A 24427-nucleotide genomic window follows, 5' to 3' on the forward strand; every position below is an offset into this window, starting at 1 on the left:
AAATCAGTTAGCTCTTGCTAACAATGATTTAAAGTTTTTTATTACTTATTCTGTTTAGTAACTTTCCTGTTAATGACAAAATAGAAAATAGCGGACGCAATAATAAACAGACTACCCTCAAATTCGTATAGAATCATCGTATTTGTTTTAATCGAAAACTGCGATTGTCCAATAGCTGTCCCTAACAACCCACCAACCAAAAACGACCCCATATAAATTAGCAAATTATTCCAAATAATAAGTTTATTTGATTGTTTAATAAATTTCTGATTTCGAATTTGTTTGCTAACCCCTACAATCCAAATGTAAGTTGCGAGAGCAACACCAGCGATTACTGCTAACAACCCAATTGTTTGTTGCCAGTGCCGACGAATCCATGAATGGTTAGTTAAAATAAGATCAGCCTTAACTTGTTTAGAAACAGTTGTATTAGCCAATTTCGAAGTTAATGTCGGTTTCGTCATAACATCCTTTGAATCAAGTACAATGTTTGTATTATCTGCCTTTAATTTACTTGGATTAGCATCTGACATTGCAATAAAAATTTGATTATCTAACTCAGAATTGTATTTGTCTCCCATAATCCCGATAACAGCGACATATTGACCATTTAATTTATAATATTGTTGGTGAAATGGTGAATACAGCGTCTTGCTGACGTTTCGCCCTACTACGGCAACAGGCACCTCTGACAAGAAATCATTACTTGAGAAAAAAGTTCCGGAAATCATAGGTGGTTGTTCATAACTACCTTTCGCGTAAAAATAAGAAACGTTTTTCTTATTTTTCACTTGATAATGAATTTGAAAATCAGTTATTTTTTTTGAATTAACCAATGTTGCATTGTAGTTATCCAAATTTTGTTCCTTTGTTTTAAGGACATAAGCATTTTCAGAAAGATTATGGTTATCTAATTTTGTAATTAAATCCTTTTCCTGCATCTTAAAAAATAAAAAAGTGGTGAAAAATGTTAGTAATAAAATAACCACTATGAATATGTATCGTCTTCGCATCATGAACTCAGTTACCCCTTAACTTTTAATGTACACCCAATGCCATCTTCGCGTATCTTGACATACGATCAATTGACCAAGCTGGACTCCAGATAAATTGCACAGTTACCTTTTGTATTTCAAGAATTGGTTTTAAAGCTTCTTCAACTAAATCCGATAAAATCCCTGTCAAAGGGCAACCCATTGTTGTTAAAGTCATTTGTACGTTACAATTATTTTTATTATCTAGCTCTATTTCGTAAACTAAACCCAAATTAATGATATCCATATCCAATTCGGGATCCATAACTTTTTCTAAACGCGCTAAAATATCTTGTTTAATTATTTCTACATTTCGTCTCTCTACCATAGGATTAACCTCCTCTTGAAGAACTAATATTTACAGTTTATCGTTTATATTTTGGCAATGCAATCAATTATTTTAATGTTATTAAACTCTTTACCATTGTAAAAAAGTAATTGTACTAGAATTCAGTACGGTTATATGATATTTTAGATTAAGTTAATGGAGGACATAAACATATGAATAAAAAGTTAATTACAATTGATTTAGACGGTACCACTTTAAATAATAAGGCAGAAGTTAGTTCAACCACAAAAAAAGTGCTTAACCAAGCAACTGCCGAAGGCCACATTGTCAGTATTGTGACAGGTCGCCCTTATCGAATTTCAAAACAAATATATGATTCATTAAGCTTAACAACACCAATGATTAATTTTAATGGTGCATTGGCTCACATTCCTCATAAAAATTGGGATAAATCTTATGAATATACAATTAATCGCGATATTGTTTTTGATATCTTGAATTCAAGAAAAGAACTAGGTATTAACATGCTGGCTGCTGAAGGAAAGCATATGCTCTTAGCAGATAACGCAAGTCAATTAGTTGAAGGCTTTTTCCCACAAGCTTTAAAATCAAATCAGATTCTTAATCAACAGAACCTACAACGTGATCCAACATCGATTACTATGTTCGTTGATCAAGACAAAAAGCAATTAATTACGGATCGGTTACTAAAAAAATATGGCGACGTAATTGAAGTAAATACTTGGGGTGGCCCAAAAGCAGTCCTTGAAGTTGTTTCAAAGGGTATCCAAAAGGCCGTTGGCGTTTCATACCTAGCTGATTACTATGGTATCGCGCAGAAAGATATTGTTGCCTTTGGCGATGAAAGCAACGATAAAGAAATGCTTTCATATGCCGGCTGGGGTGTTGCTATGCAAAATGGTACTCCAGAGATTAGAGGATTGGCTAATGATGTCACTACATTAAATAATCAAGAAAATGGACTCGCCCACTATCTAGAAGATTACTTAAACTTAGCTAAATAATACTTATTTATTGCTGGACCAATGTTGGTCTAGCTTTTTTGTAAAAAAATGACCTACGGATATTATTATCCATAGGTCATTTTTAATCGTGATTAGTTTTCGTCACTTTTTAAAACACCGCCAACACTATAACGATCTTTTCTCATTTCATTTAAAATAACATGAATATGTTCTGCAGGTGCCCCAGTATTTTTTGCGACAACATCGGTAACATCTTTAACTAAATTTTTAAGCTGGTCTTGCGAGCGTCCTTCAATTAAATCAATATTTACAATAGGCATAATAATTCTCCTTTCTTATTTCGTTAGTTGTTCTCTTCGTAATAATTCCTGTTGATCCGAATTCAGGAAGTTACCTTCAATATCAGCCGTATTAACTAAATTTATGAAGGCATTTGGATCAACTTCTCTAATTCTCATTTTTAAGTTATACAATTCATAACGTGTAATAACTAACATTAACACTTTGCTATTCTCGTTTGAGAATGCCCCTTTAGAATCGATAACCGTAATACCACGGATTAATGATTTTTGTAACGTACTAATAATGACATCAGCCTTTTTTGTAACAACAAAAGCCGTTAATTTTTCATGCGAAGTATGGATGCTGTCAACAACTCGTGACATGGCGTAATTCGAAATGATTGTATAAAGAGCACTTTCCCAACTAAAATAAAAACCCGCCGTTAAAATAATGATCATATTCGTTAATAACATTAATGAGCCAACCGTTCGTCCTGTTGTCTTGGTGAGAACTAGCGCAATAATATCCATGCCACCAGTTGAAAATCCATATTTCAATGCAAATCCAACACCCGCACCTGTTATAACTCCCCCAAATAATGCTGCCATTAATGGGTTAGTTGATAGCTGATGTACTGGTAAAATAATAGTGAAAATTGTTGTCACTGCAACAGTCAAAATACTATAGTACGTAAAAGTGCGACCAATTTTATACCAACCTAAAATACCAATCGGAATATTAATTAACATAATTAAATAACCAGTGCCGATTTTAATATGAAATAAGTCATTAAAGATGGCAGAAATTAACTGAGCAATACCATTTGCGCCAGCACCAAAAATATTTCCAGGAATCAAAAAGAAATTAAGTGCTAAGGCAATCAATAAGCCGGAAAATCCGATCATGCCTAATCGTTTACTTGTATCAGAAATTGGTAACTTCATAAATTTTCCTCCTTAATATGTGATTCTATTTATTTTACCTTTTATTAGATAAAATTATTAATAAAATGAGAAATCTCTCATTTTAAATTTCTATTAAACTAACATTATGCAAGGTAACCGGTTTATTTTGATTATTTATTCTCATATGGCGTTCAAAATGACAATTAAATGATAAAATGGTGATATATAAATTTATCCATTAGGAGGAGAAATATCCATGACAACGGACCCTTTCAATTTTTCAGCATGTACAAGTGTTTTAGCTGGTTCTAAAGCTACCGCAGACGGGTCGACATTTATTGGCCGTAATGAAGATGCTAAGACAGCTTGGCCAAAACATTTTGTTGTTCACCCACATACAGAATTTGACCAATCACCTTTATTCGAATCACCTGATAATCAGTTTAAAATGACTTTACCAAAAATTCGCGGAAAATATTCAGCAACTCCTGAATGGACCCCCGAATTTGGCGTTTTTGAAGAAGACGGATTTAATGAATTCGGTGTCGCCATGAGTGCGACTGAGAGTGCATACGCTAATAGTCGCGTTCTCAGTTATGATCCTTTGTTACTTGAAAATGGTATTGGTGAAGAAGCTATTGTTACCATAACGCTTCCCTACATCCACTCTGCAAGAGAAGGTGTTAGCTATCTTGGAGCCTTAATTGAAAAATACGGTTCAAGTGAAACAAACGGTGTTTTATTCTCAGATAAAAAAGATGTTTGGTATATGGAAATTGCAACTGGTCACCATTGGGTTGCTCAACGCATTCCAGATGATTCATACGCCGTTGTTGCCAATCAGTTAGCCATTCAAGAAATTAATTTTACTGATTCTACGAATTTTATGTTCAGCACTGGTATTCAAGAATTTGTTGCTGATAATCGCCTTAATAATCAAAGAGACTCATTTAATTTTAGAAATATATTTGGAACACATGACCAATCTGATGCTATCTACAGCACGCCAAGAGTTTGGTATGGACAACTACTTTTAACGCCATCATCTGAAACCCAAGATCCTATGAGTATGGACCTGCCATTCATCCGTCAAGCGGATAACTTAATTCAACTTGAAGACTTGGAACAAATCCTTGGGTCACACTACCAGGGAACTCAATATGATCCAATTGGTTCGGGTTCAGCCCAAGATAAACATAAATTTAGACCCGTTAGTTTAGCAAAAACACAAGAATCACATATCTTGCAAATTAATCCAGCATTACCTTTTGAAATTGGTGGTATTCATTGGCTATCAATGGGCGTTACGGCTCAAAGTGTTTATGTGCCTTTCTTCGCTGGTATCACGGATACGCCAGAAAATTACAAAATTGGTACCGATATGTATGACGATAAATCCGCTTATTGGTTATACAAACAGTTGGGTATTTTAATTGATTCCCATTACTTAGAATTCGGACCTTTACTAAAGGATTTACAAAAAGAAATAACTAGCCAATTTAACGCTAACGTAAAATCAATTCAGTCGAAATCTATTTCAAAAAACAACGCAGAACTTACTGATTTTTTAACTAAAGAAAATCTAAAAATTGCCAGCGATGCCGAGATTAAAGTTAAAGCCTTAATTGGTAAACTAATCACCCTGTCCACTGACTTTTCACCATTAAATTTCAAAACTGATCAAAACTTATAAATATAAGATACTGAAAGGAATTACAAAGTCTAATGGACAAACAAAAGAAGATTTCTCTAACAAGTTTCATTTTAATGATATTTACAACAATTTTTGGATTTGCTAACACGCCCGTCGCTTTTATTCAAATGGGATATGCCAGTATTATTTGGTACGTTTTAGCCGCATTTTTCTTTTTCTTACCAACTGCCCTAATGTTTGCCGAATATGGTTCAGCATTAAATGAATCAAAAGGTGGTATTTACTCTTGGTTAGCAGAATCAATTGGCCCTAAACTTGCTTTCATGGGGACATTCATCTGGCTTTTCTCATGGATTGTCTGGATGGTATCAATTGCTTCTAAGGTTTGGATCCCACTTTCCACAATATTTGCAGGGAGTGATCAAACTCAATCTTGGGCAATCTTTGGTTTATCGTCAACACAAACTATTGGTATTCTCGCTATTCTATGGATCGTAATGGTTACATTCGTTGCAAGCCGAGGAATCAGCAGTATTGCTAAAATTTCTTCCATTGGTGGTATTGCAATTCTTGGTTTAAATGCCTTATTCCTTATATTAAGTGTTGTTATCTTAATCGTTAATCATGGTGCTCTACAAGAACCATGGCACGGTATGACCAGCATTATTACTTCTAGAAATCCTAGTTATCAATCACCTATTGCCTTAGTTTCATTTATTGTTTTTGCTATTTTCGCATACGGTGGTATGGAATCAGTTAGTGGTGTCACAGATAGTATCAAAAATCCTAAAAAGAATTTTCCGAAAGGATTAATTGTTTCAACTTTATTAATTCTTTTTGCTTATTCCATCTCAATCTTCTTCTGGGGAGTTAGTACAAATTGGAGTAAACTTGGTGGTCAAAATGCTAACTTGGGTAATATTTCTTATGTCTTAATGGAAAACCTTGGTAATTTTGCCGGTCAAAGCTTCGGTATGAGTGCAAGTGCTTCTACAATCTTTGGTCATACCCTTGCCAGAATTACTGGTTTAAGCATGTTTATGGCTTATACTGGCGCTTTCTTTGTACTTATCTACTCACCACTTAAATCTTTCATTCTTGGAACACCTAAAGAAATCTGGACACCAAGAATGACTAAGTTGAACAAACATAACATTCCTGAATTTGCAATGTGGGTTCAAGCTATAGTCGTAATCGTAATCATCATGGCCGTATCGTTCGGTGGTTCAAATTCAACATTATTTTATTCAAAATTAACATTAATGGGTAATATCTCAACTTCTGTTCCTTACCTGTTCCTAATTGGTGCTTTTCCATTTTTCAAAAAACGCCAAGATTTAAATCGACCTTTTGAAGTATATAAAAATAAAACTATGACAAATATTATTACTATTTTTGTCTGGTTAGTTCTAGCATTTGGAATTATCTTCACGGTCATCAGCGATTCGTTAAGTAACGCCCTTTGGATGGTCGCCGGTCCTGTTATTTCTGGATTAGTTGCCTTTCTTTACTATTCTCGTTACGAACGAAAATTAAAAAATAAATAAAAAAATGACGTAAACAAGAAATTGTTTACGTCATTTTTATTAATTCTTAGCAAAATTTTCTAATTTAACTGTACCCGTTAATAGTCCTGAATTATCACCATGCAACGATAATGTGTTAAATCTCTCATTAATCAAGAGTTGCATATTTTCGTCCATATAAGTTTTACTGTAACCTTTTACCCTAACTGGACCTAAATCAGACTCGATGATTTCATCATATGCTTCGCTATCATTTTGATTGTTGACGATCAACAATCTGAAGCTTGAATCCAATGAACATGTTCCTGCTTTTGATAAAGCACCAACACCATCATCAAAATCAAGCAAAATATCCGAATCATCACCAACAAGTTTCATAATTTTCTTCTTTGCATCTTCGCTAGCTTTTAAATACATAAGATTACCACCTTTCTTTAATAACTATATTGTACACCACCTAATATTTATGACAACTATACCGACTTTAAATGTCGTGGTATGATAACCTTAATTAGAAAGTGAGGCACATTATGACCACAATTAATTTAACTAAGAATAGTTACGGTACCCAATTAAAGTTTGAGCATTCACATTCAACAATCCAATTTAACATGAATGTGGTCCCCACGGAAAAAGTAACTGCTCTTTTTTTAACGCATTTCTCAATAGACGCACAAGAAAAAATTCTCTCATCAAAACTTATGGCTGAGCTACCTATCTACTTGTCAAAAGAAGCATTCGAATTGAGACAACAACTCATTTTATTAGGTGAACTTGAAAAAACGCAATTAAATTATAAAATTATCCCAGTTAATGTACCCGTAACTATAAGTGATTTTACGATCACAGCTTTTTTATCAGATTCTATACATACTGGATCTCTGGCATTTTTAATAGAAGATGATGATCACAAACGAGCTTTCTTTACCGGAGATACAAGGTTAAATGGGCCTCATAAGAAGAGAACAAAAAAATGGATCCGTCATATAAATCAATCACCCTTGGACGCGCTAATTCTAGATGCTAATTATGAACCAAATATTAATGATTATACTGAAATTACAATTTTAGACCACCTCACTAAACGGCTTAAAATAAACGAGTTGACGGCTATTACTTTATTCAATGACAATCTTCATTTAGTTTATAGTTTAACTGTCATGGCTAAAAAATTAGATAAAATAGTTGTTCTTAATTCCAAGTTAAATCACTTATTAGCTTACTTTTATCCCGAATCAGAAACACTACTTGTAGATAGTTCCAGTGTTCCAGTAATTAAAAATAATCCCGCCAAATATATTTTAATAGACGTTAAAGCTAACTCAGATTTATTTACTATAGCGCCCGAAAATAGATATGTTCTCGCAGACCATTTTGAGAACAACAAAAATAAAAATATATTTTCAATTAGTTCACATCTATGTCAATTAGATGTCCATGAACTTTTAAATAGATTATCAGTCAGTCCTAAACAACTAATCGTAATGGACCAAAATTTTACCGATAATACCGTATCTTACTAACATTTATTTATGGTATGCTTACTTAATCATTTAAAAGGACGTGAATCAGTTGGTTTTAACTTATTTTAAAAATCCAAAAAAACATGAGTTATTTTTAACGGTATTACTAGGAACATTAAGCGCATTTGGGCCACTTTCAATGGACATGTATTTACCTGCATTACCAGTTATCCAACAACATCTACATACAAATGCCTCTCTTACTCAGCTAACAATTACCACCTGTTTGTTAGGGTTAGCGCTTGGTCAACTGATTGTAGGTCCATATAGCGATAAAATAGGCCGTAGAAAACCTTTATTATGGGGGTTAATCTTATTCGCTGTTACATCCGTTATTGCGGCAACGAGCCAAAATATCACTATTTTAATTGGTATACGCTTGCTGCAAGGATTAGCTGGATCTGCTGGCCTTGTCATTTCACGAGCAATTGCCCGTGACCTATATACCGGTAAAAAGTTAACAAAGTTCTTCTCTCTTTTAATGGCAGTGAATGGTATTTTCCCAATCATATCGCCAATAATTGGTAGCTTCATTTTAAAATTTACATCTTGGCGTGGTATCTTTGTTATTCTAACCATCATTGGCCTGCTGCTATTCTTTGTCGTATTAATAACCTTACCTGAAACAAATGAAGTTACACTCTCTAAATCTAAATCAGAAGCCGCTCTTGATTCGACAGGTAACATTCTTAAAAATTTGATCTCTGATAAATTTTTCTTAGGTTACGCTTTGATTCAAGGATTCATTTCTGGTGCAATGTTCTGTTATATTTCAGGATCTTCATTTGTTCTACAAAATCTATTCGGCTTATCATCAAATATGTTTAGTTTGGTATATGCAATCAATGGATTCGGTATTGTTTTAATGTCCCAGTTAAGTTCCCGAATTTCAGATAGTTTTTCCGAAAATACTGGACTTAAATTGGGTGTTTATCTCGCATTACTTGGAAGCTTGTTATTAACAATATCACTGTTCATCAGTAATTCACTACCTTTAGTATTGATTAGTTTATTCCTCATTGTCTCAATGGTAGGACTTGTCAATACCACGGCATTTTCATTAGCAATGCAAAAACAAGGCCAACATGCTGGAAGTGCGTCCGCAGTTTTAGGCGTAGGTATGAACCTGGTCGGAAGTATCCTGTCACCGTTTGTTGGCATTATGGGTGATTATTCGTACATTCCAATGACCATCTTAATTTTAATTTGCGAATTTTGTGCATTAATTATTTATTTAAATATCTCTAGAAAAAAGATAGAAATCTAAGTTTTAAAAAAAGCAATGATAACCAGCTCAATTGAGTTGGTTATCATTGCTTTTTATTTTTCTTCATACAATGGTTCCAGATTGTTCGTCGTCAAGTGCGTTTCTAATTCAGATTTATTTTCTGAATGTAATAGCGAATAAATAATATATGCATCTCGCTTATTTTTTGCGTATAATTGTGAATAGTTACTTTGTTTCAATAAGATATTCATTTCTTCTAGAGATAATTCAAATCCAAATCCTAACGAAATTAGTGCATTTCTATTTGGATTACGTCGTCCATCAAACCATTGATACGCGGAACTTGCATTTAAATCAGCACGTCTAATAACATCAATCTTTTTTGTTTTTTTTAATTTTAATAGATTTTTTAAATGTCCCGCTGCATCGCTTGGGATAAATTGATAATTATTTAAATGATCACTTGAGTTTGCATTTTTTATTTGATTAATAAACTCACTAGTATTTTTATCCATTATATTAGTACTCCCTACAACTATATTTTTTGAAAGGTTGAAATATTTTGATATTTCCTTCAGATGACACAATAGAAACTCTGTTACTTTCCCACGACTATCAAGTTATTAATAGACTTAAAAGCGACTCACCAAGTCCATTGCTTGTTAAAAAAAGATCACAAATTTTTGTCGCAAAATTAATTTCTGACAATGACTTACAATTAGTTGCTGCTTACAACAATAAAATACCACGTCATATGCCAAAAATTGTTGAAATAATTACGGAGCCAACACTTAAAATGACGATTGAGGAATACATATCAGGCTCAACACTAACCGATGTCGTAAATATCACACCCTTAACCTTACAACAAATAATTAAGCTTGCCACCCAATTATTAGATAGCCTTTCGGACCTACACGAGGTAGGTATTTTACATCGCGATATTACATTGAGTAACATTATTCAAACTACAGACGGTAACTACCAATTAATTGATATTCATGCAGCTAGAATCTATAAGGGCGATTTACAGAGTGATACCGTCCATTTAGGAACAATTGGCTTTGCTTCACCAGAACACTTTGGTTTTGCGGAAACAGACGTTAGAAGTGATATTTATTCCCTGGGAGTCGTTTTAAATTTAGTGTTGCTACAATCAAATTTAGATTTAACCAGTTCAACAGTTAAAAATCTAAGATTTGTCATTGGAAAAGCAACCCAAATTGATCCGGCACAACGTTTTCAGACAATTAGTGACATGCAACAAGCGTTAACTTCCAAAAAAAAATCGAAACCAATGTTCAACATTTTAGATTGGGCGGTCTATATTCTTTTTATCATATCACTTCTTTCTGAATTTAATCTCAACAATCTGACTGAAACAGGATTCAATTGGGTAATTGTTTCCACCCTAATGCTCCTTCCGTATCTTTTTTTCAGATATTTAGCTTATTTTAATCGAATTAAACCAATCAATTATTTCACAAATGGTACTTTTTCATTAAAAATAACCGGAATAATCCTGTTTATCATCATCTGGTTTACTATTAATGGCTTCCTGCTGACAACAATTGCAACATTATTAAAAATTAAAATACAATAAAATACATCTAAGAAAGATTTATTTTTCTTAGATGTATTTTATTATTTTAAGTTAACTTTGAATTTAGCAGCCTTATCAAACGAAACTAAAGGTGAAAATTGGAGTTCAATCTGTCCAAGTTCATCCGTCCCATATGCAACCGTTACATCCATTTGCTTACCTGCAGCAACCGCATCAAATGTTGTATTTAATGCGTATGAATCCAGTTTTTTGTTATCGGGCCCATAAGCCTCTAAATCTGTTCCAACTGGAACGTCATCCTCCGATTGATTATCAACCGTATATTTAACGATAAAAACGTTCTTTGGTTTTGTATCAGCGTATTCATTACGTTCTGTAGTCGTTTGGACACTCGTTAATTTATAGGTAACTTTCCCTACTTTAACGGAATCACCAATTTTATAAAATTGTGTCGTTTTTTTAGTCGATTGCGTGTCTGAACCAACCTTTTCTCCCCCATTTGAAGAACCACCACTTGATACTGAAATTCCAGCGATAACTAAGATAATGATTAGTATCCAAAACCAAACTCGTTTATAGAATGGTTTCTTCTTAACATACGTATTCCCATCCGCATCTGTTATTTTTTTTGCCAAATTAATACACTCCTTCTAAATTAAACTCTTATTACTTTTTTAAGTATAATAAATTAACAATTAAAAAACGTCTGCATTTTGCATAGTTTTTAAACTTTTCCATTTATTTTAAAATGCACAAATAAAAAAAGTATTATTAGCTTGCGTTATTATTCAACGTAACCCGATAATACTTTTTCCATTATTATTTATTAATCTTCGTCAGTCCCAGCTTTATTTGGCATTCTGGGCAGTAACCATGTGTTTCAACATGTGTACTTTCAATTAGATAGCCACTTTTTTGTTCTGCCTCGCGCTCTGCCTCATGAAAAGTTAGTTCTGTAAATATATCCGTTATCTTCCCACAATTAAGACAAATAGCGTGATAATGTGGAATACCGAAGTAATCATAGCGCATTTTACCATCATCACCATTTGATAATTCAATAACTAATTTTTGAGCAACTAGTATTTGTAACGTATTATACACGGTCGCTATCCCAAGACCCACGCTACCATCTTTAATGCCATTAAAAATTTGTTCAACAGACGGATGATTATGTTGCGTTACCAAGTATTCAAGAATTACTTTTCGTTGCGGTGTGATCCTTACACCACGATCTTTTAAAATATCTAATGCTTGTTCTAAATTCTTATCAGTCAATTCAACGACCCCCGTTTTCTCGATTAGCTACAACCATTATCGCATAATTTATAAAATTTATGGACATTATTGATTAATTTAGTTTATAATGATTATATGTTTAGAATCATTATAACAAAGGAGAGTTGTTTATGTCTAAAAAAATATCTTTATCGCAAAAAATAAATGTTCTAAGAGCGGGTGTCATGGGTGCCAATGATGGCATTCTCTCAGTCGCTGGAATTGTCATTGGTGTCGCCGGTGCCACCAGTAATAATTTTTCAATTTTTATTTCAGGTATCGCCGGTATGTTGGCAGGTACGGTTTCCATGGCAATGGGCGAATACGTTTCCGTAAGTACTCAAAAAGATTCACAAGAAGTTGCCACAGCTGATTCAGAATTTAATTTAAAAAATAATTACGATGATGAATACGCATTTGTTTATAAAAAATATTTAAAAACCGGAATTTCATCAACGTTAGCCTCAAAAGCAACAACAGAAATGATGACTGCCAACCCACTAACGACTATCGTCCGTGAAAAATATGGTTTTAACCCCGAGGTTTACACAGATCCTTATGCAGCTGCCATTGCGTCAATGATTTCTTTCCCTATTGGGTCTTTGCTGCCCTTACTAGCTATCACCATGTTCCCTGCTAAATATAAAGTTACGGCCACATTTATTTCCGTTATTATCGCACTTGCCATTACTGGATTTAGTGCTGCTACATTAGGTAATTCGAACCGTTCAAAGGCCATTATTCGTAATATTGTTTCTGGCGTCTTAACTATGTTAGTTACATATTTCATCGGAACCTTATTCGCGCACTAAGAAAGGACACTTTATTTATGACAACTGAAACAAAAATTAATACCAAAAAATATAAAACAATGGATGAAAAACTCAATTCACTTCGCGCAGGTATACTAGGTTCCAACGATGGTATTTTAACCGTCGTTGGCGTTTTATTCAGTGTTGCCGCCGCCACAACAAATAACTTTATTATTTTTATTGCGGGACTCACTGATTTAATTGCCTGCGCATTCTCGATGGCAGCTGGTGAGTATGCCTCTGTAAGCTCACAAAGTGATACTGAAAAAGCAGCCGTCGCTGTTGAGCAACAAAGAATGCTGACAAACCGCGCCACTCAAATTGAAGAAGTTCAATCCTTTTACGCTTCAAAGGGTGTCTCTCAAACAACGTCTCTTGAGATTGCAACAGAATTAATGCAGAAAAAGCCATTAGAAACTATTATTAGCGTTAAATATGGGCTTGAATTAGGACACTATATGAATCCCTGGGATGCTGCTTTTTCTTCATTTATTTCTGCGGCACTAGGTGGCGTCTTTCCATTATTGGCTATTATCGTTTTACCAAGTAATTGGAAAATGATAGGCACAATAATCGCCGTTTCCATAGCTGTGGCCCTAACAGCATTTATTAGTTCTAAATTAGGAGACGGTAAAATTAAAGTTGCTATCATTCGAAATATTATTATTGGCTTTATCACAATGCTCATTCATTATGGAATCGGACAGTTTTTTTAAACGCATTATTCTATTTAATTCATAAGAAAATCCAAGTAACTACTCACATAACGGTTAGAATAAAACACTTCCGTTTAAAGTAACTACTTGGATTTTTTTGTTTCTGTATGGATTACTTATTCTTTAAATGGAAAATAAGCACCATTAAAATTTTATTATTATTTTAACAATTCCTTCAACGCTTCAGGGAACGGTGTTAAATCGTGACCTAGAGCTTTCTCAAAGTCTGTTGAATTAACGTCTAATTGCCCGTCTTTAATATCATATTGAAAAGACAAGAAAATCTCTGCAACATTTTCAGGTAAACCGACAGCCATCAAACTATCAATGAACGCCTGATCACTACCAGAAATCACTTCTAATTTCTTGCCTGTCCCTTTTTCCAATGCTTCAGCGAGTTCCACGTAAGTTGTTGGCTTACGTGATAATTCAAGTACTTCCGGGAAATCGGATCCAGCGAGCGCCTTCGCACCAACCTCGGCATATTCCCGTTTCAATGCCCATCCCGTCTTACCTTCTCCCGCAGCATAAACGAATTTACCGCTAGCCATGGCAGCTCCAATAATAGGCATTTCATTTTCTAAATACCAGTTATTACGTAAAAAAGTATGCGCAATTCCAGAATCTTTGATTAGCTTTTCTGTAAATCGATGATCACCTGAAAGACCGCTCTTAGAGTTATCTGCATCTGGAAAACTTGTATATGCAATATACGACACACCCGCTTCTTTTGCGGCACTCACAACATTTTTTTGATTAGCTTGTCGATTGTCAGTACCCATTGAAACAAAAAGTAATCGATCAATACCCATTAAGGCTTCCTTCATTGATACCTCATCAGAATATGTACCAATGCGAACGTGATAACCAGCATCTTTCAGTGCCTGACCTTTTTCTTCGCTACGAGCCAACACGTAAGTCTCTGAGATTGGCACCAACTCCTTTAAAACCTTCAATGCATAACTACCGTAACCACCAGTTGCACCCGTTACTAAATATGTCATATTAATCGCCCCTTAAATTATATTTTAAATTACCTGTACATTTATTTATTACAGGTATAGAATAATACCTATCGAGCAAATAGTCAAGACTTACATTTAAGAAGGAGCATTAATATCATGAAATATTCAGTCCAATTTAGCGATGCAATTCATATTCTTGCATATATTGAAATGTCGCAAGGAACAAATCTTTTATCCAGTCAAAATATCGCAGATAGTGTTGAAACGAATCCATCAAATGTCAGAAAAATTATGAGTCGTTTAAAAAAATCTAATTTGATTATAACCACTAATGGGCAGGCTGGGGCGTTACTTGCAAAGTCACCCAAAGAAATGAGTTTATTAGATATTTACAAAAGTATTGAGGATGATACCAATTTAATTCAAGTAGATCCTAAAACAAATCCTGCCTGCTTTGTCGGTGGTAACATTCAAGATGTTTTATCCGACCAATATGCGTTACTTCAAGAAACTATTGAGAAAGAAATGAGTCAGATAACGTTGTCTAGTATTATTCATCAAATAGCAAAATTGGAGACAGATCGTAGACCCGAAAATTCTGAGATTATGATGCCATTTATTTAAAAGTATATTTATTTTCACTAACTAATTAGAAATCAAATTAAAATAAAAAAGCCTTGATTAACAGGGCTTTTCAACGTCTTTCTAACGGCGAGCTTCTTTAATACGAGCAGCTTTACCATTAAGAGCACGTAAGTAGTACAATTTAGCACGACGTACGCGACCATGACGGATAACTTCAATTTTAGCAACACGAGGTGAATGCAATGGGAAAGTACGTTCAACACCGACACCGTTACTGATTTTACGAACAGTGTAGCTTGAGCTAATACCTTTACCACGGCGTTTTAAAACAACACCTTCGAAAAGTTGGATACGTTCACGTGTGCCTTCAACAACACGGGCGTGAACTCGAACAGTATCACCTGGGCGGAACTCAGGAATATCTGTACGTAATTGTGCTTCTGTAAGTTTTGCGATCATTGGACTCATAATTTGGATCTCCTTTTCGACAGAAATTCATACACATTTATATGCCAGCGGAATATCGTAATTTTATGTGGCTTTTAACCACTTTTGAAAGTGTATCATATTAATTTAGAGGCGTAAAGGTAATTTCCTTTACTTCTCTGATTTTATATCGGCTAGCCATTCAACTTGTTGCTTAGATAGTTGGATATCCTCCAACAAGTCCGGTCTTCTCTCAAGTGTTCGTCTTAATGATTCTTTTTGACGCCACTCTTCAATTAATTTATGATTTCCATTTGTTAATACATCTGGCACCTTCATCCCTCTAAAATCCGCTGGTCGTGTGTATTGTGGATATTCCAACAAACCATTTGAGAAAGAATCTCCTGGGGCTGATTCTTTATTACCCAAAACTTCAGGCAATAAACGAACCGTTGCATCGATCATAACCATTGCTCCGAGTTCACCACCCGTTAAGATATAGTCACCAAGTGAAACCTCGTCTGTTACAAGTTCACGAATACGTTCGTCGTATCCCTCGTAATGACCACAAATGAAAGTTAAATGTTCTTCATTGGCAAATTCTTCGGCAACTTTTTGATCAAATTTACGGCCAGCTGGGTCTAACAAAATAACTTTACCTTTTGTGTTAGATTCTTTTTGAACAGCTTCTAGAGCGTCAAAAACCGGTTGCGCCTGTAGTAACATCCCTGCGCCACCGCCATATGGATAATCATCAACATGGTTCTGTTTATCAGTCGTAAAATCTCTAAAATTAGTTAATTTTAAATCAAGAACATTATTATCAATTGCCTTACCAACAATTGATTGTTTCATCGGTCCATCAAACATTTCTGGGAACAAACTCAAAACATCAATTTTCATATTTAGTCGTCCAATCCATCTAAAAGTTCAACTGTTACAAGATTATTATCGATATTTACATTTTTAATAACATCTTTAATAACGGGCAATAATAAATCACCCTTACCTTGTCGTTTAACAACCCAGACATCGTTGGCACCCGGACTTAAAATTTCGTAAATGGTTCCGATTTTTTCTTTGTCTTCGTTTTGAACGTCTAACCCAATAATTTGATGGTAATAATAATTACCTTCTTCTAATTCTTGAAGACCCTCATCAGCCACTTTTAAATCCAGGCCTTTATATTTTTCAACCAGGTTAATATCTTGTAATCCTTCAAACGTCACGAGTTCAAAATTTTTATGATGTCTATAGGTCATAACCGTTAATGAAATAACTTGTTTACCGTTTTTATCAAACAGATACAAGACGGTTCCCTTTTTAAAACGTTCAGAAACGAAGTCAGTTGTTGCCATAATTCTGACTTCTCCTCTGATCCCATGAGTATTGACGATGGTTCCTACTTGATAATAATCCATATTTGCTCCTTTTCATTGTAAAATAAAAACTCCTAAACAAAACATTCCTGCTTCATTCAAGAGTTACTATTTTAATCTAATATGTTTAGACGCACTCGTTTCGAACTTGCTAGACGCACACCATAGATTATTGTTCTAATAGCTTGCGCAACCTGTCCGTGCTTCCCAATAATACGGCCAATATCATCTGCATTCACAGATAATTCAAAATAGACATAATGATCATCTTGCTTCTGTCCAACTTGGACATCATCAGGATTTTCAACAAGCGGTTTGACAATTGTTAAAATTAAATTTGTCACTTCTGCTTCAGTCATTTAATCGTCCTTATTTTTTAGAGAATTTAGCTTCATGGAATTTCTTCATGATGCCTGCATTTGAAAGAATGTTACGAACAGTATCTGATGGTTGTGCACCATTGTTCAACCAGTTAATAATACTTTCTTCTTCAAGTGTTACTGTTTGTGGTTCTGTTAATGGGTTGTAAGTACCAACGTTTTCGATGAAACGGCCATCACGTGGTGAACGTGAATCAGCTACAACGACACGGTAGAACGGTCTCTTTTTAGAACCCATACGTTTTAAACGAATTTTTACTGACATTAATATACACCTCCTGATATCTACTTCAACAATAATTAATATACCAGTTATTTAATGGCTTGTAAAGGTTTTTTTCTTGACAGTTAAAATAAATTTTAAAAATGCCTTTAAAGCCACACGGGTATTGGTTTATTTATCGATTATTTTCTAGAATTTTTATTTTTTTTCATACGTTTTTTCTTGTTTTTCTTGTTTTTACGAACCATTGAATTCATGGACATCTTAGCTAAACGACCTGTTACACCCTTACCAAGCATTCCTTCCATTCCCTCAAAATTACCACTATTCATTTTCTTCATCATTTTTTTCATCTCGCCGAATTGTTTAATCATACGATTAACTTCAACGATTGGACGTCCTGCACCGGCGGCAATTCGACGGCGGCGACTTGGATTTAAGACATCTGGATTTTCACGTTCTTGTGGTGTCATTGAATAGACGGTTGCTCGCATATGATCAATATCCTTAGGATCCATTTTAACATTCTTCATGGCTGGATTATTAGCCATACCAGGGATCATCTTCATGATATCTTCCATAGGACCCATATTTTGTAACTGATCCATTTGACTTAAGAAATCATTAAAATCAAATGTATTTTCTTGGAATTTTTCAGCCATTTTAGCTGACTCTTTTTCATCAAAATCTTGTTGCGCTTTTTCAATCAGCGTGAGCATATCGCCCATGCCTAAAATTCTTGATGCCATACGATCGGGATAGAATACATCCAAATCAGTCATTTTCTCGCCTTGACCAATAAATTTAATTGGTTTACCTGTTACGGAGCGAATTGATAAAGCAGCACCACCACGAGTATCACCATCTAATTTAGTTAAGACAATACCGGTAACGTCTAATTGCTCATTGAAGCCCTTAGCCACGTCTACGGCACTCTGTCCAGTCATTGAATCAACTGTTAAAAGAATTTCGTTAGGTGCGGCTAATGCTTTTATTTGAGCTAATTCATCCATTAAATTCTCATCAATTTGTAGACGACCGGCCGTATCAATAATAATGTAATCATTTTTATTTTCTGCGGCCTGTGCTAACCCTTGTCGAACGATTTCTACAGGATTAACCTTTGTACCTAATTCAAAAACGGGAATTTCTAAATCACGACCTAATACTTGTAATTGATCAATAGCAGCTGGACGATAAACATCGGCCGCAATCATCAAAGGTCTAGCATTTTCTTCTTTTTTTAATTTTAAGGCTAACTTACCGGCTGTCGTTGTTTTACCAGCCCCTTGTAACCCAACCATCATAATAATAGTTGGAATTTTAGGTGATTTATTTAACGGAACAGCCGTTTCACCCATAACTTTAGTTAACTCTTCATTAACAATTTTTACGATTTGTTGTGATGACGTTAAACTATCAAGAACTTCTGACCCAATTGCACGTTCTCGAACGACTTTAACGAATTCTTTAACGACCGTAAAGTTAACATCAGCTTCAAGCAAGGCTAAGCGAATTTCACGCATAACTTCCTTTAAATCAGTCTCGGAGATTTTACCCTTACGACGAAGCTTCGTCATCGCATTTTGTAATCTTTCTGTTAGTCCTTCAAATGCCATTTTAACTACCTACCCTTATTCTTCGTCTAATTCTTCTAATTGATTAATTAGATCGGTTAATTTTTGGTCTTCTTCATAGTTGCTATCTGTGTACTGTTTAATTTGATCTAATTTTTCATTACGTTTAATAAAATTATGATATAAATTTAATTTTTCTTCATAATCCTCTAAAATTTTTTCGGTTCGCTTTATATTGTCATAGACGGCTTGTCGACTGACATCAAAGTTATCCGCAATTTCTCCAAGTGAGAAATCATCGCCATAATACATAGCCATGTATTCAGCTTGTTTTTTAGTTAATAATGATTCATAAAATTCAAACAATGCATTTACTCGATTTGTTTTATCAATCGCCACTAAAAAAACTCCTTCGTTTTGTTTCATTTAGTCCTATTAGAAGGGTACCGATTTTAAGGCTAAACGTCAATAGCAAAAAGAAGCCAGATTAAATCCGACTTCTTAACTTTATTCTTCTGTTGTTTCTGCTTCCTCTTTTGTAGGTTGTTCTCGAACGAGTCCTTTAAACAAGCCATAAACGAAATCTTCCGCATTAAAATCACGTAAATCATCCATCTGTTCACCCAATCCGGCAAGTTTTACCGGTAAATGCATTTCATTACGAATTGCTAAAACGATACCACCACGGGCAGTACCATCAAGTTTTGTTAAAACAATACCGCTAACGTCAGTTGTTTCCTTAAATTGCTTAGCTTGAATTAATGCATTTTGACCCGTCGTTGCGTCTAAGACAAGTAAGACTTCGTGAGGCGCGTCAGGAATTTCTCTGGAGATGATGCGTTTAATTTTATCCAATTCGCTCATCAAATTAACTTTATTTTGTAAACGACCTGCTGTATCAACAAGTAAGACATCATAGTCTTCTTCTTTAGCCCGTTTAACGGCATCAAAGATAACTGATGCGGGATCACTTTTTTCTGGACCACGTACGACTTCTACATCAACACGACGTCCCCATTCAGCGAGTTGTTCAATTGCTCCGGCTCTAAATGTATCTCCAGCAGCCAAAAGCACCTTCTTGCCTTCTTCGTGGTAACGGTGTGCTAATTTACCAATTGTGGTCGTTTTACCAACACCATTTACGCCAACAAATAAAATAACAGTTGGACCCGATTCAGCTTGCGCAATCGAATTATCTTCGTTTTCACCCTCTGATTCGTATAAATCAACCAACTTTTCAATAATTGCAGCAGAGACGGCATCTGGATCACTAACATTTCGTAATTTAACCTCTTCTTGTAATTCGCGACTAATTGTCATAGCCGTTTCAAACCCTACATCAGCTTCAATTAAAGTTTCTTCTAGTTCTTCAAAAAAGTCCTCATCGACCGTTCTAAAATTTGCAAACAACGAATTTAATCGTTGTCCAAAAGTTTTTCTTGATTTCTCGAGACCCTTATCATATTTTTCTTGTTCAGAAGATTCTGGTTCTTCACCCGTAAAGGCCTGTTTAATTCTACTAAATATTCCCAATTTTAGCGCCTCCTAGTCTTTTGGTAGTATATCAAACCACATTATCTAATGATACCGAAACCATCTTAGATATACCCGATTCCTGCATGGTGACACCATACAGCGTATTTGCTTCAACCATGGTTCCATTTCGATGAGTAATCACAATAAATTGCGTTTCTTGATGGAATGATTTCAAATAACTCGCAAATCGGGCGACGTTAGCATCATCAAGTGCTGCTTCAGCCTCATCTAAAATACAAAAAGGAACAGGTTTAACCCTTAAGATAGCAAATAATAACGTTATCGCCGTCAGGGCTTGTTCCCCACCAGAAAGTAAACTTAAACTTTGAACTTTCTTACCAGGTGGTTGAACCAATATATCAATCCCGGTTGTCAAAAGATTATCTGGATCAGTTAATTGAAGCCGTGCTTTACCGCCACCAAACATAACTGGAAAAATAGCCTCAAATGCCTTTGAAATCTCATCAAAACTATGTTTAAATCGTTTTTCAACTTCCGTATCCATATCAAACATCGTTTTTTTCAATTGTTCATCAGCCTCTAATAAGTCCGCTTGTTGCGCCAATAAAAATGAATAACGCTCATTGACTCTTTCGAACTCATCAATTGATGCGACATTAACGTCACCAATTTCTTTTAACCCTTTTTTCAACAATTTTTGTTGTAGCAAAATCGCTTCAAAAGTCTGCTTACTTTCTGATTTTGTTGCTTCCTCAAAAGTTTTCTGAAACTCGCTACTTAACTTATTTAAAGATGTATCAAGTGAGTCATCAAGTTGTTGTCGCTGATTTTCAGTTTTTATCTTATCAGCAATAACATTTCGCTGTAATTCAGATATACGAGATAAATACTCATTTTCTTCAGTCAGCACCTGATTTATTTCAGAACGTTTTTGTTTAAAATTAATTAATTTTTGGTCAGAATTGTCCATTTTCTTTTGAAATTCTTGAATTTTTTCTTGAATTTCACCTGCTTGCATCCGGCTACTTTCAGTTCGCTTAATTAGTTCTTGGTAGCGTTCTATAGCTGACACCTGCTCTTGCGTTAAATGTTTAATCTCAGCATTTAACTGAGTAATGTGCCCATTTTGTTGTTTTAATTGTTCTTGAAAAACTAATAAACTCTCACGATGATTTTGTTTTCTTACCCGTTGTTGTTTTTCAAACTGACCGGTATTTTTTAACTGTACATTAATTTCAGTAATTTCGATGTTTACTGTCTCAATTTGTTGCGTCAAATCAGTTATTTTTTCCGTGTTAATTTTATATTTTTTTTCATTATTAATTTGGTTAGTTTGATTTTCTTTCAACGTAATACTTTTTTCATTCATCATTAATTCTTGTTGCTCTAAAGTTAAACGACCCGTTGTTAACTGCGACTGCGTCTCTTGATACTGGTTTTTTAAATCGACAATCAATAGTTCAATCGACTCAATAACCTGTTTTTGATTTTCGATAGCCATTCTTGTCTGGTTACCTTGAGTTTCACGAGTATCCAATTCTTGTTGCATTTTTTTGATACTATCGTCCAACTGTACAATAGTTTGTTTTTGATTTAATAAGCCACCCGTTCGTTGTTGCTTACCACCAGTCATTGACCCACCAGCATTCATAACTTCTCCGGTAAGTGTAACAACCTTAACTCGATGGCTCAATAAACGGCTAACCGTAATTGCGGCATCCATATCTTGAACAATAATCGTACTTCCTAATAAGTAGTTGTTAACCTCGGAGAATCGAGGATCAACCTGAACCAACTCAGCGGCAACACCAATTACACCAGCATGACTTAAAACAGAACGTTGTGTGCTACTCAAAATCCGACCTTTAATAACTGATATTGGTAAGAACGTTGCTCGTCCGTAATTTTTTTGAGTTAAAAACTTAATTGAACTTTTAGCGACGGTCTCATTTTGGACAACAACTTGTTGCAATTGTGCACCCAACGCTGTTTCAATTGCTGTATTAATTTCTTTTGGCACTGTCATTAACTCGGCAACAGAACCATACAACCCGGGGAACTGAGCCTTTTCTTTTAAAATTTCTTTAACACCTTGATAGTAACCGTTATAACTATTTTGAATTGACTGTAAATTATCTTTTTTATTTTTTGCTTGTTGTAATATATTTGATGCCTCAAACCAATTACGTTGCTGATTTTCATAGGATTTAACATCAACTTTTAAATTGGTTTTCAACTCAGCAATTCTTTGTTCCTCGTTGGCTAACTTACTACCGACTAAATCAAATTTAGTTTTTTTAGTCGAAAAATCATTTCGTAATTGGTTTAACTGATCTTGTTCGTTAATTAACGGCTGTTCATCCGTGATTATATTGGACTTTATTAATTTTTGTAAAAATTCATTTTCACTTTGTAGTCGTGTTCGTTGTTGAATGGCTTCATTAGCCTTGTTCTCTAAGTTCTTTAAGTGGTCTTCACCGGACACAGCAATATTAGATAACTCGTTATCAATCGAACTGATAACCACTTCTTCATCCGTAATATTTTGTTGCAATACCAATAAACGTTTATTCATACTTACTAACGCTTCTTGTTTTAACTTAATTTGATCAGCCAATGTCTCTTGCTCATTTTTTAATTCCGTTATTTTTTGTTTTTCAAAATCTTTTTTTTGAGTAGAGACGTTACTTTGTCCCGTTAAACGTTCCTTATTGATTGTTAAATCTAATAAGTCATTTTGAGTTTGATCAATTAAATTTTCAATTTTTTCTAGTTCAGTTCGATGTTTAGTTACTTCTTGTTCTTTTATCGTTACTTTAGTTTTAAAATCGCCGTCCATTTTAATTAACTTATCTAACGACGATACCACAGACTCTTTTTGTAATGATTGTCTTTTAATAGATTTCACTAACCGGCTGAGTTCTAATTCATCAAATTGCTTTTTTTGGGCCACATAATCTTTTGCCAGACTACTTTGCTCACGTAACGGATCCAATTGACCTTTGAGTTCAAATATAATATCAGAAACTCGGTCCAAATGTCCCTTTGTTTCTTCTAACTGTCGCACCGCAACATGTTTTTCTTGTTTATATTTTAAAACGCCCGCAACTTCTTCAATAATTGAGCGTCTATCTTCAGGTTTACTATTAAAAATTTCGGCAACTCGACCTTGAGAAATAATTGAAAAGGATTCTTTTCCAAGTCCGGTATCCATAAACAGGTTCGTAATGTCCTTAAGTCGACATTGCCTTTGATTAATCATAAACTCACTATTTCCGTCTCTAAATAACCGTCGGGTAACGGTTATTTTTTCGGGATTATCTTGAATATAAAAATCAGAATTATCAAAAGTAATGCTAACCTCGGCACGGTTAATCGATACTCGGTTTGTTGAACCCGCAAAAATAACGTCCGGCATCTTACTCCCACGTAAATTTTTTGCCGATTGTTCACCAAGTACCCAACGAATAGCCTCAATAATATTACTTTTACCACTACCATTAGGGCCAACGACGCCAGTCATCCCATCTTTAAATTCAATTGTTGTTTTGTCTGCAAATGATTTAAACCCATCAATGACTAAAGACTCTAATTTCAT

Annotated in this window: 27 protein-coding genes; 9 read left to right on the forward strand and 18 right to left on the reverse strand. The window is 34.6% G+C overall.

Translation table 11 applies throughout. The features are described from left to right. Positions 1 to 41: 41 nt before the first annotated feature. Positions 42 to 941, reverse strand: coding sequence for an ABC transporter permease (locus N0K80_RS02380; protein ID WP_269026181.1), 900 nt, complete (start codon positions 939 to 941; stop codon positions 42 to 44). A gap of 97 nt (positions 942 to 1038) precedes the next feature. Next, positions 1039 to 1362: a metal-sulfur cluster assembly factor gene (locus tag N0K80_RS02385; protein WP_269023662.1), complete on the reverse strand. Its 324-nt coding sequence runs from the start codon at positions 1360 to 1362 to the stop codon at positions 1039 to 1041. A 173-nt stretch (positions 1363 to 1535) separates the two neighbouring features. Between N0K80_RS02385 and N0K80_RS02390 the strand changes: the two genes are divergently transcribed. Further along, positions 1536 to 2348, forward strand: a complete 813-nt coding sequence (locus N0K80_RS02390; RefSeq protein WP_269023663.1) for a Cof-type HAD-IIB family hydrolase — start codon at positions 1536 to 1538, stop codon at positions 2346 to 2348. 92 nt (positions 2349 to 2440) lie between these two features. Here the strand turns inward: N0K80_RS02390 and N0K80_RS02395 are convergent, their stop codons facing one another. Both N0K80_RS02395 and N0K80_RS02400 read right to left on the reverse strand, forming a co-directional pair. Further along, positions 2441 to 2629 carry a 2-hydroxymuconate tautomerase gene (locus N0K80_RS02395; protein ID WP_057973484.1) on the reverse strand — a complete coding sequence of 63 codons (189 nt, stop codon included), beginning with the start codon at positions 2627 to 2629 and terminating at the stop codon, positions 2441 to 2443. Positions 2630 to 2644: 15 nt separating this feature from the next. Continuing rightward, entirely contained in the window at positions 2645 to 3535 is an 891-nt protein-coding gene (locus tag N0K80_RS02400; RefSeq protein WP_057973483.1) for a YitT family protein, read from the reverse strand. A gap of 217 nt (positions 3536 to 3752) precedes the next feature. On the opposite strand from N0K80_RS02400, the gene N0K80_RS02405 reads away from it, so the two are divergent. Both N0K80_RS02405 and yjeM read left to right on the forward strand, forming a co-directional pair. Beyond that, on the forward strand, positions 3753 to 5189 hold the full coding sequence (locus tag N0K80_RS02405; RefSeq protein WP_269023664.1) for a C69 family dipeptidase: 1437 nt from the start codon (positions 3753 to 3755) through the stop codon (positions 5187 to 5189). 32 nt (positions 5190 to 5221) lie between these two features. Beyond that, positions 5222 to 6697, forward strand: coding sequence for a glutamate/gamma-aminobutyrate family transporter YjeM (gene yjeM, locus N0K80_RS02410; protein WP_146342046.1), 1476 nt, complete (start codon positions 5222 to 5224; stop codon positions 6695 to 6697). A gap of 39 nt (positions 6698 to 6736) precedes the next feature. On the opposite strand, the gene N0K80_RS02415 is transcribed toward yjeM, so the two are convergent. Next, positions 6737 to 7093 carry an iron-sulfur cluster biosynthesis family protein gene (locus N0K80_RS02415; protein WP_269023665.1) on the reverse strand — a complete coding sequence of 119 codons (357 nt, stop codon included), beginning with the start codon at positions 7091 to 7093 and terminating at the stop codon, positions 6737 to 6739. Between the two features lie 113 nt (positions 7094 to 7206). On the opposite strand from N0K80_RS02415, the gene N0K80_RS02420 reads away from it, so the two are divergent. Continuing rightward, positions 7207 to 8199, forward strand: a complete 993-nt coding sequence (locus N0K80_RS02420; RefSeq protein WP_269023666.1) for an MBL fold metallo-hydrolase — start codon at positions 7207 to 7209, stop codon at positions 8197 to 8199. A 49-nt stretch (positions 8200 to 8248) separates the two neighbouring features. Continuing rightward, on the forward strand, positions 8249 to 9466 hold the full coding sequence (locus tag N0K80_RS02425) for a multidrug effflux MFS transporter (RefSeq protein ID WP_269023667.1): 1218 nt from the start codon (positions 8249 to 8251) through the stop codon (positions 9464 to 9466). A gap of 53 nt (positions 9467 to 9519) precedes the next feature. Here the strand turns inward: N0K80_RS02425 and N0K80_RS02430 are convergent, their stop codons facing one another. Continuing rightward, on the reverse strand, positions 9520 to 9942 hold the full coding sequence (locus N0K80_RS02430; RefSeq protein ID WP_269023668.1) for a hypothetical protein: 423 nt from the start codon (positions 9940 to 9942) through the stop codon (positions 9520 to 9522). 140 nt (positions 9943 to 10082) lie between these two features. Here N0K80_RS02430 and N0K80_RS02435 point away from each other — a divergent pair, with 140 nt between their 5' ends. Continuing rightward, entirely contained in the window at positions 10083 to 11030 is a 948-nt protein-coding gene (locus N0K80_RS02435; RefSeq protein ID WP_269023669.1) for a protein kinase domain-containing protein, read from the forward strand. Positions 11031 to 11071: 41 nt separating this feature from the next. Here N0K80_RS02435 and N0K80_RS02440 read toward each other — a convergent pair whose 3' ends face one another. Beyond that, on the reverse strand, positions 11072 to 11626 hold the full coding sequence (locus tag N0K80_RS02440; protein WP_269023670.1) for a DUF4352 domain-containing protein: 555 nt from the start codon (positions 11624 to 11626) through the stop codon (positions 11072 to 11074). A 184-nt stretch (positions 11627 to 11810) separates the two neighbouring features. Beyond that, entirely contained in the window at positions 11811 to 12269 is a 459-nt protein-coding gene (locus N0K80_RS02445; RefSeq protein WP_269007866.1) for a Fur family transcriptional regulator, read from the reverse strand. A 131-nt stretch (positions 12270 to 12400) separates the two neighbouring features. Between N0K80_RS02445 and N0K80_RS02450 the strand changes: the two genes are divergently transcribed. After that, positions 12401 to 13081, forward strand: coding sequence for a VIT1/CCC1 transporter family protein (locus tag N0K80_RS02450; RefSeq protein ID WP_146342039.1), 681 nt, complete (start codon positions 12401 to 12403; stop codon positions 13079 to 13081). A gap of 17 nt (positions 13082 to 13098) precedes the next feature. Further along, positions 13099 to 13797, forward strand: a complete 699-nt coding sequence (locus N0K80_RS02455; protein ID WP_269023671.1) for a VIT1/CCC1 transporter family protein — start codon at positions 13099 to 13101, stop codon at positions 13795 to 13797. A gap of 158 nt (positions 13798 to 13955) precedes the next feature. Here the strand turns inward: N0K80_RS02455 and N0K80_RS02460 are convergent, their stop codons facing one another. Beyond that, complete coding sequence (locus tag N0K80_RS02460) at positions 13956 to 14801, reverse strand: SDR family oxidoreductase (RefSeq protein WP_269023672.1); 846 nt, start codon at positions 14799 to 14801, stop codon at positions 13956 to 13958. Between the two features lie 117 nt (positions 14802 to 14918). Between N0K80_RS02460 and N0K80_RS02465 the strand changes: the two genes are divergently transcribed. Further along, complete coding sequence (locus tag N0K80_RS02465; protein WP_269023673.1) at positions 14919 to 15386, forward strand: Rrf2 family transcriptional regulator; 468 nt, start codon at positions 14919 to 14921, stop codon at positions 15384 to 15386. Positions 15387 to 15467: 81 nt separating this feature from the next. Here N0K80_RS02465 and rplS read toward each other — a convergent pair whose 3' ends face one another. The 9 genes from rplS to smc form a co-directional block, all read right to left on the reverse strand. Further along, the gene (gene rplS, locus N0K80_RS02470) at positions 15468 to 15815 is read right to left on the reverse strand and encodes a 50S ribosomal protein L19 (RefSeq protein WP_057973468.1); all 348 of its coding nucleotides are present in this window, start codon (positions 15813 to 15815) and stop codon (positions 15468 to 15470) included. 129 nt (positions 15816 to 15944) lie between these two features. Continuing rightward, complete coding sequence (trmD, locus tag N0K80_RS02475) at positions 15945 to 16676, reverse strand: tRNA (guanosine(37)-N1)-methyltransferase TrmD (protein ID WP_112249742.1); 732 nt, start codon at positions 16674 to 16676, stop codon at positions 15945 to 15947. Between the two features lie 2 nt (positions 16677 to 16678). Next, the gene (gene rimM, locus N0K80_RS02480; RefSeq protein ID WP_057973466.1) at positions 16679 to 17194 is read right to left on the reverse strand and encodes a ribosome maturation factor RimM; all 516 of its coding nucleotides are present in this window, start codon (positions 17192 to 17194) and stop codon (positions 16679 to 16681) included. A 71-nt stretch (positions 17195 to 17265) separates the two neighbouring features. Then, a complete protein-coding gene (locus N0K80_RS02485) occupies positions 17266 to 17511 on the reverse strand; it encodes a KH domain-containing protein (RefSeq protein ID WP_057973465.1) in 246 nt (81 codons plus the stop codon). Positions 17512 to 17521: 10 nt separating this feature from the next. Beyond that, positions 17522 to 17797 (reverse strand): 30S ribosomal protein S16, encoded by a 276-nt coding sequence (gene rpsP / locus N0K80_RS02490; protein WP_057973464.1) that lies wholly within the window; start codon positions 17795 to 17797, stop codon positions 17522 to 17524. 140 nt (positions 17798 to 17937) lie between these two features. Continuing rightward, positions 17938 to 19374 (reverse strand): signal recognition particle protein, encoded by a 1437-nt coding sequence (ffh, locus tag N0K80_RS02495; protein ID WP_057973463.1) that lies wholly within the window; start codon positions 19372 to 19374, stop codon positions 17938 to 17940. 15 nt (positions 19375 to 19389) lie between these two features. Further along, positions 19390 to 19731: a putative DNA-binding protein gene (locus N0K80_RS02500; protein WP_146302794.1), complete on the reverse strand. Its 342-nt coding sequence runs from the start codon at positions 19729 to 19731 to the stop codon at positions 19390 to 19392. A gap of 108 nt (positions 19732 to 19839) precedes the next feature. Continuing rightward, complete coding sequence (ftsY, locus tag N0K80_RS02505; RefSeq protein WP_112249740.1) at positions 19840 to 20865, reverse strand: signal recognition particle-docking protein FtsY; 1026 nt, start codon at positions 20863 to 20865, stop codon at positions 19840 to 19842. A gap of 31 nt (positions 20866 to 20896) precedes the next feature. After that, positions 20897 to 24427 carry a chromosome segregation protein SMC gene (smc, locus tag N0K80_RS02510; protein ID WP_269023674.1) on the reverse strand — a complete coding sequence of 1177 codons (3531 nt, stop codon included), beginning with the start codon at positions 24425 to 24427 and terminating at the stop codon, positions 20897 to 20899.

This window comes from Dellaglioa carnosa (assembly GCF_026948345.1).
Lineage (GTDB): Bacteria > Bacillota > Bacilli > Lactobacillales > Lactobacillaceae > Dellaglioa > Dellaglioa algida.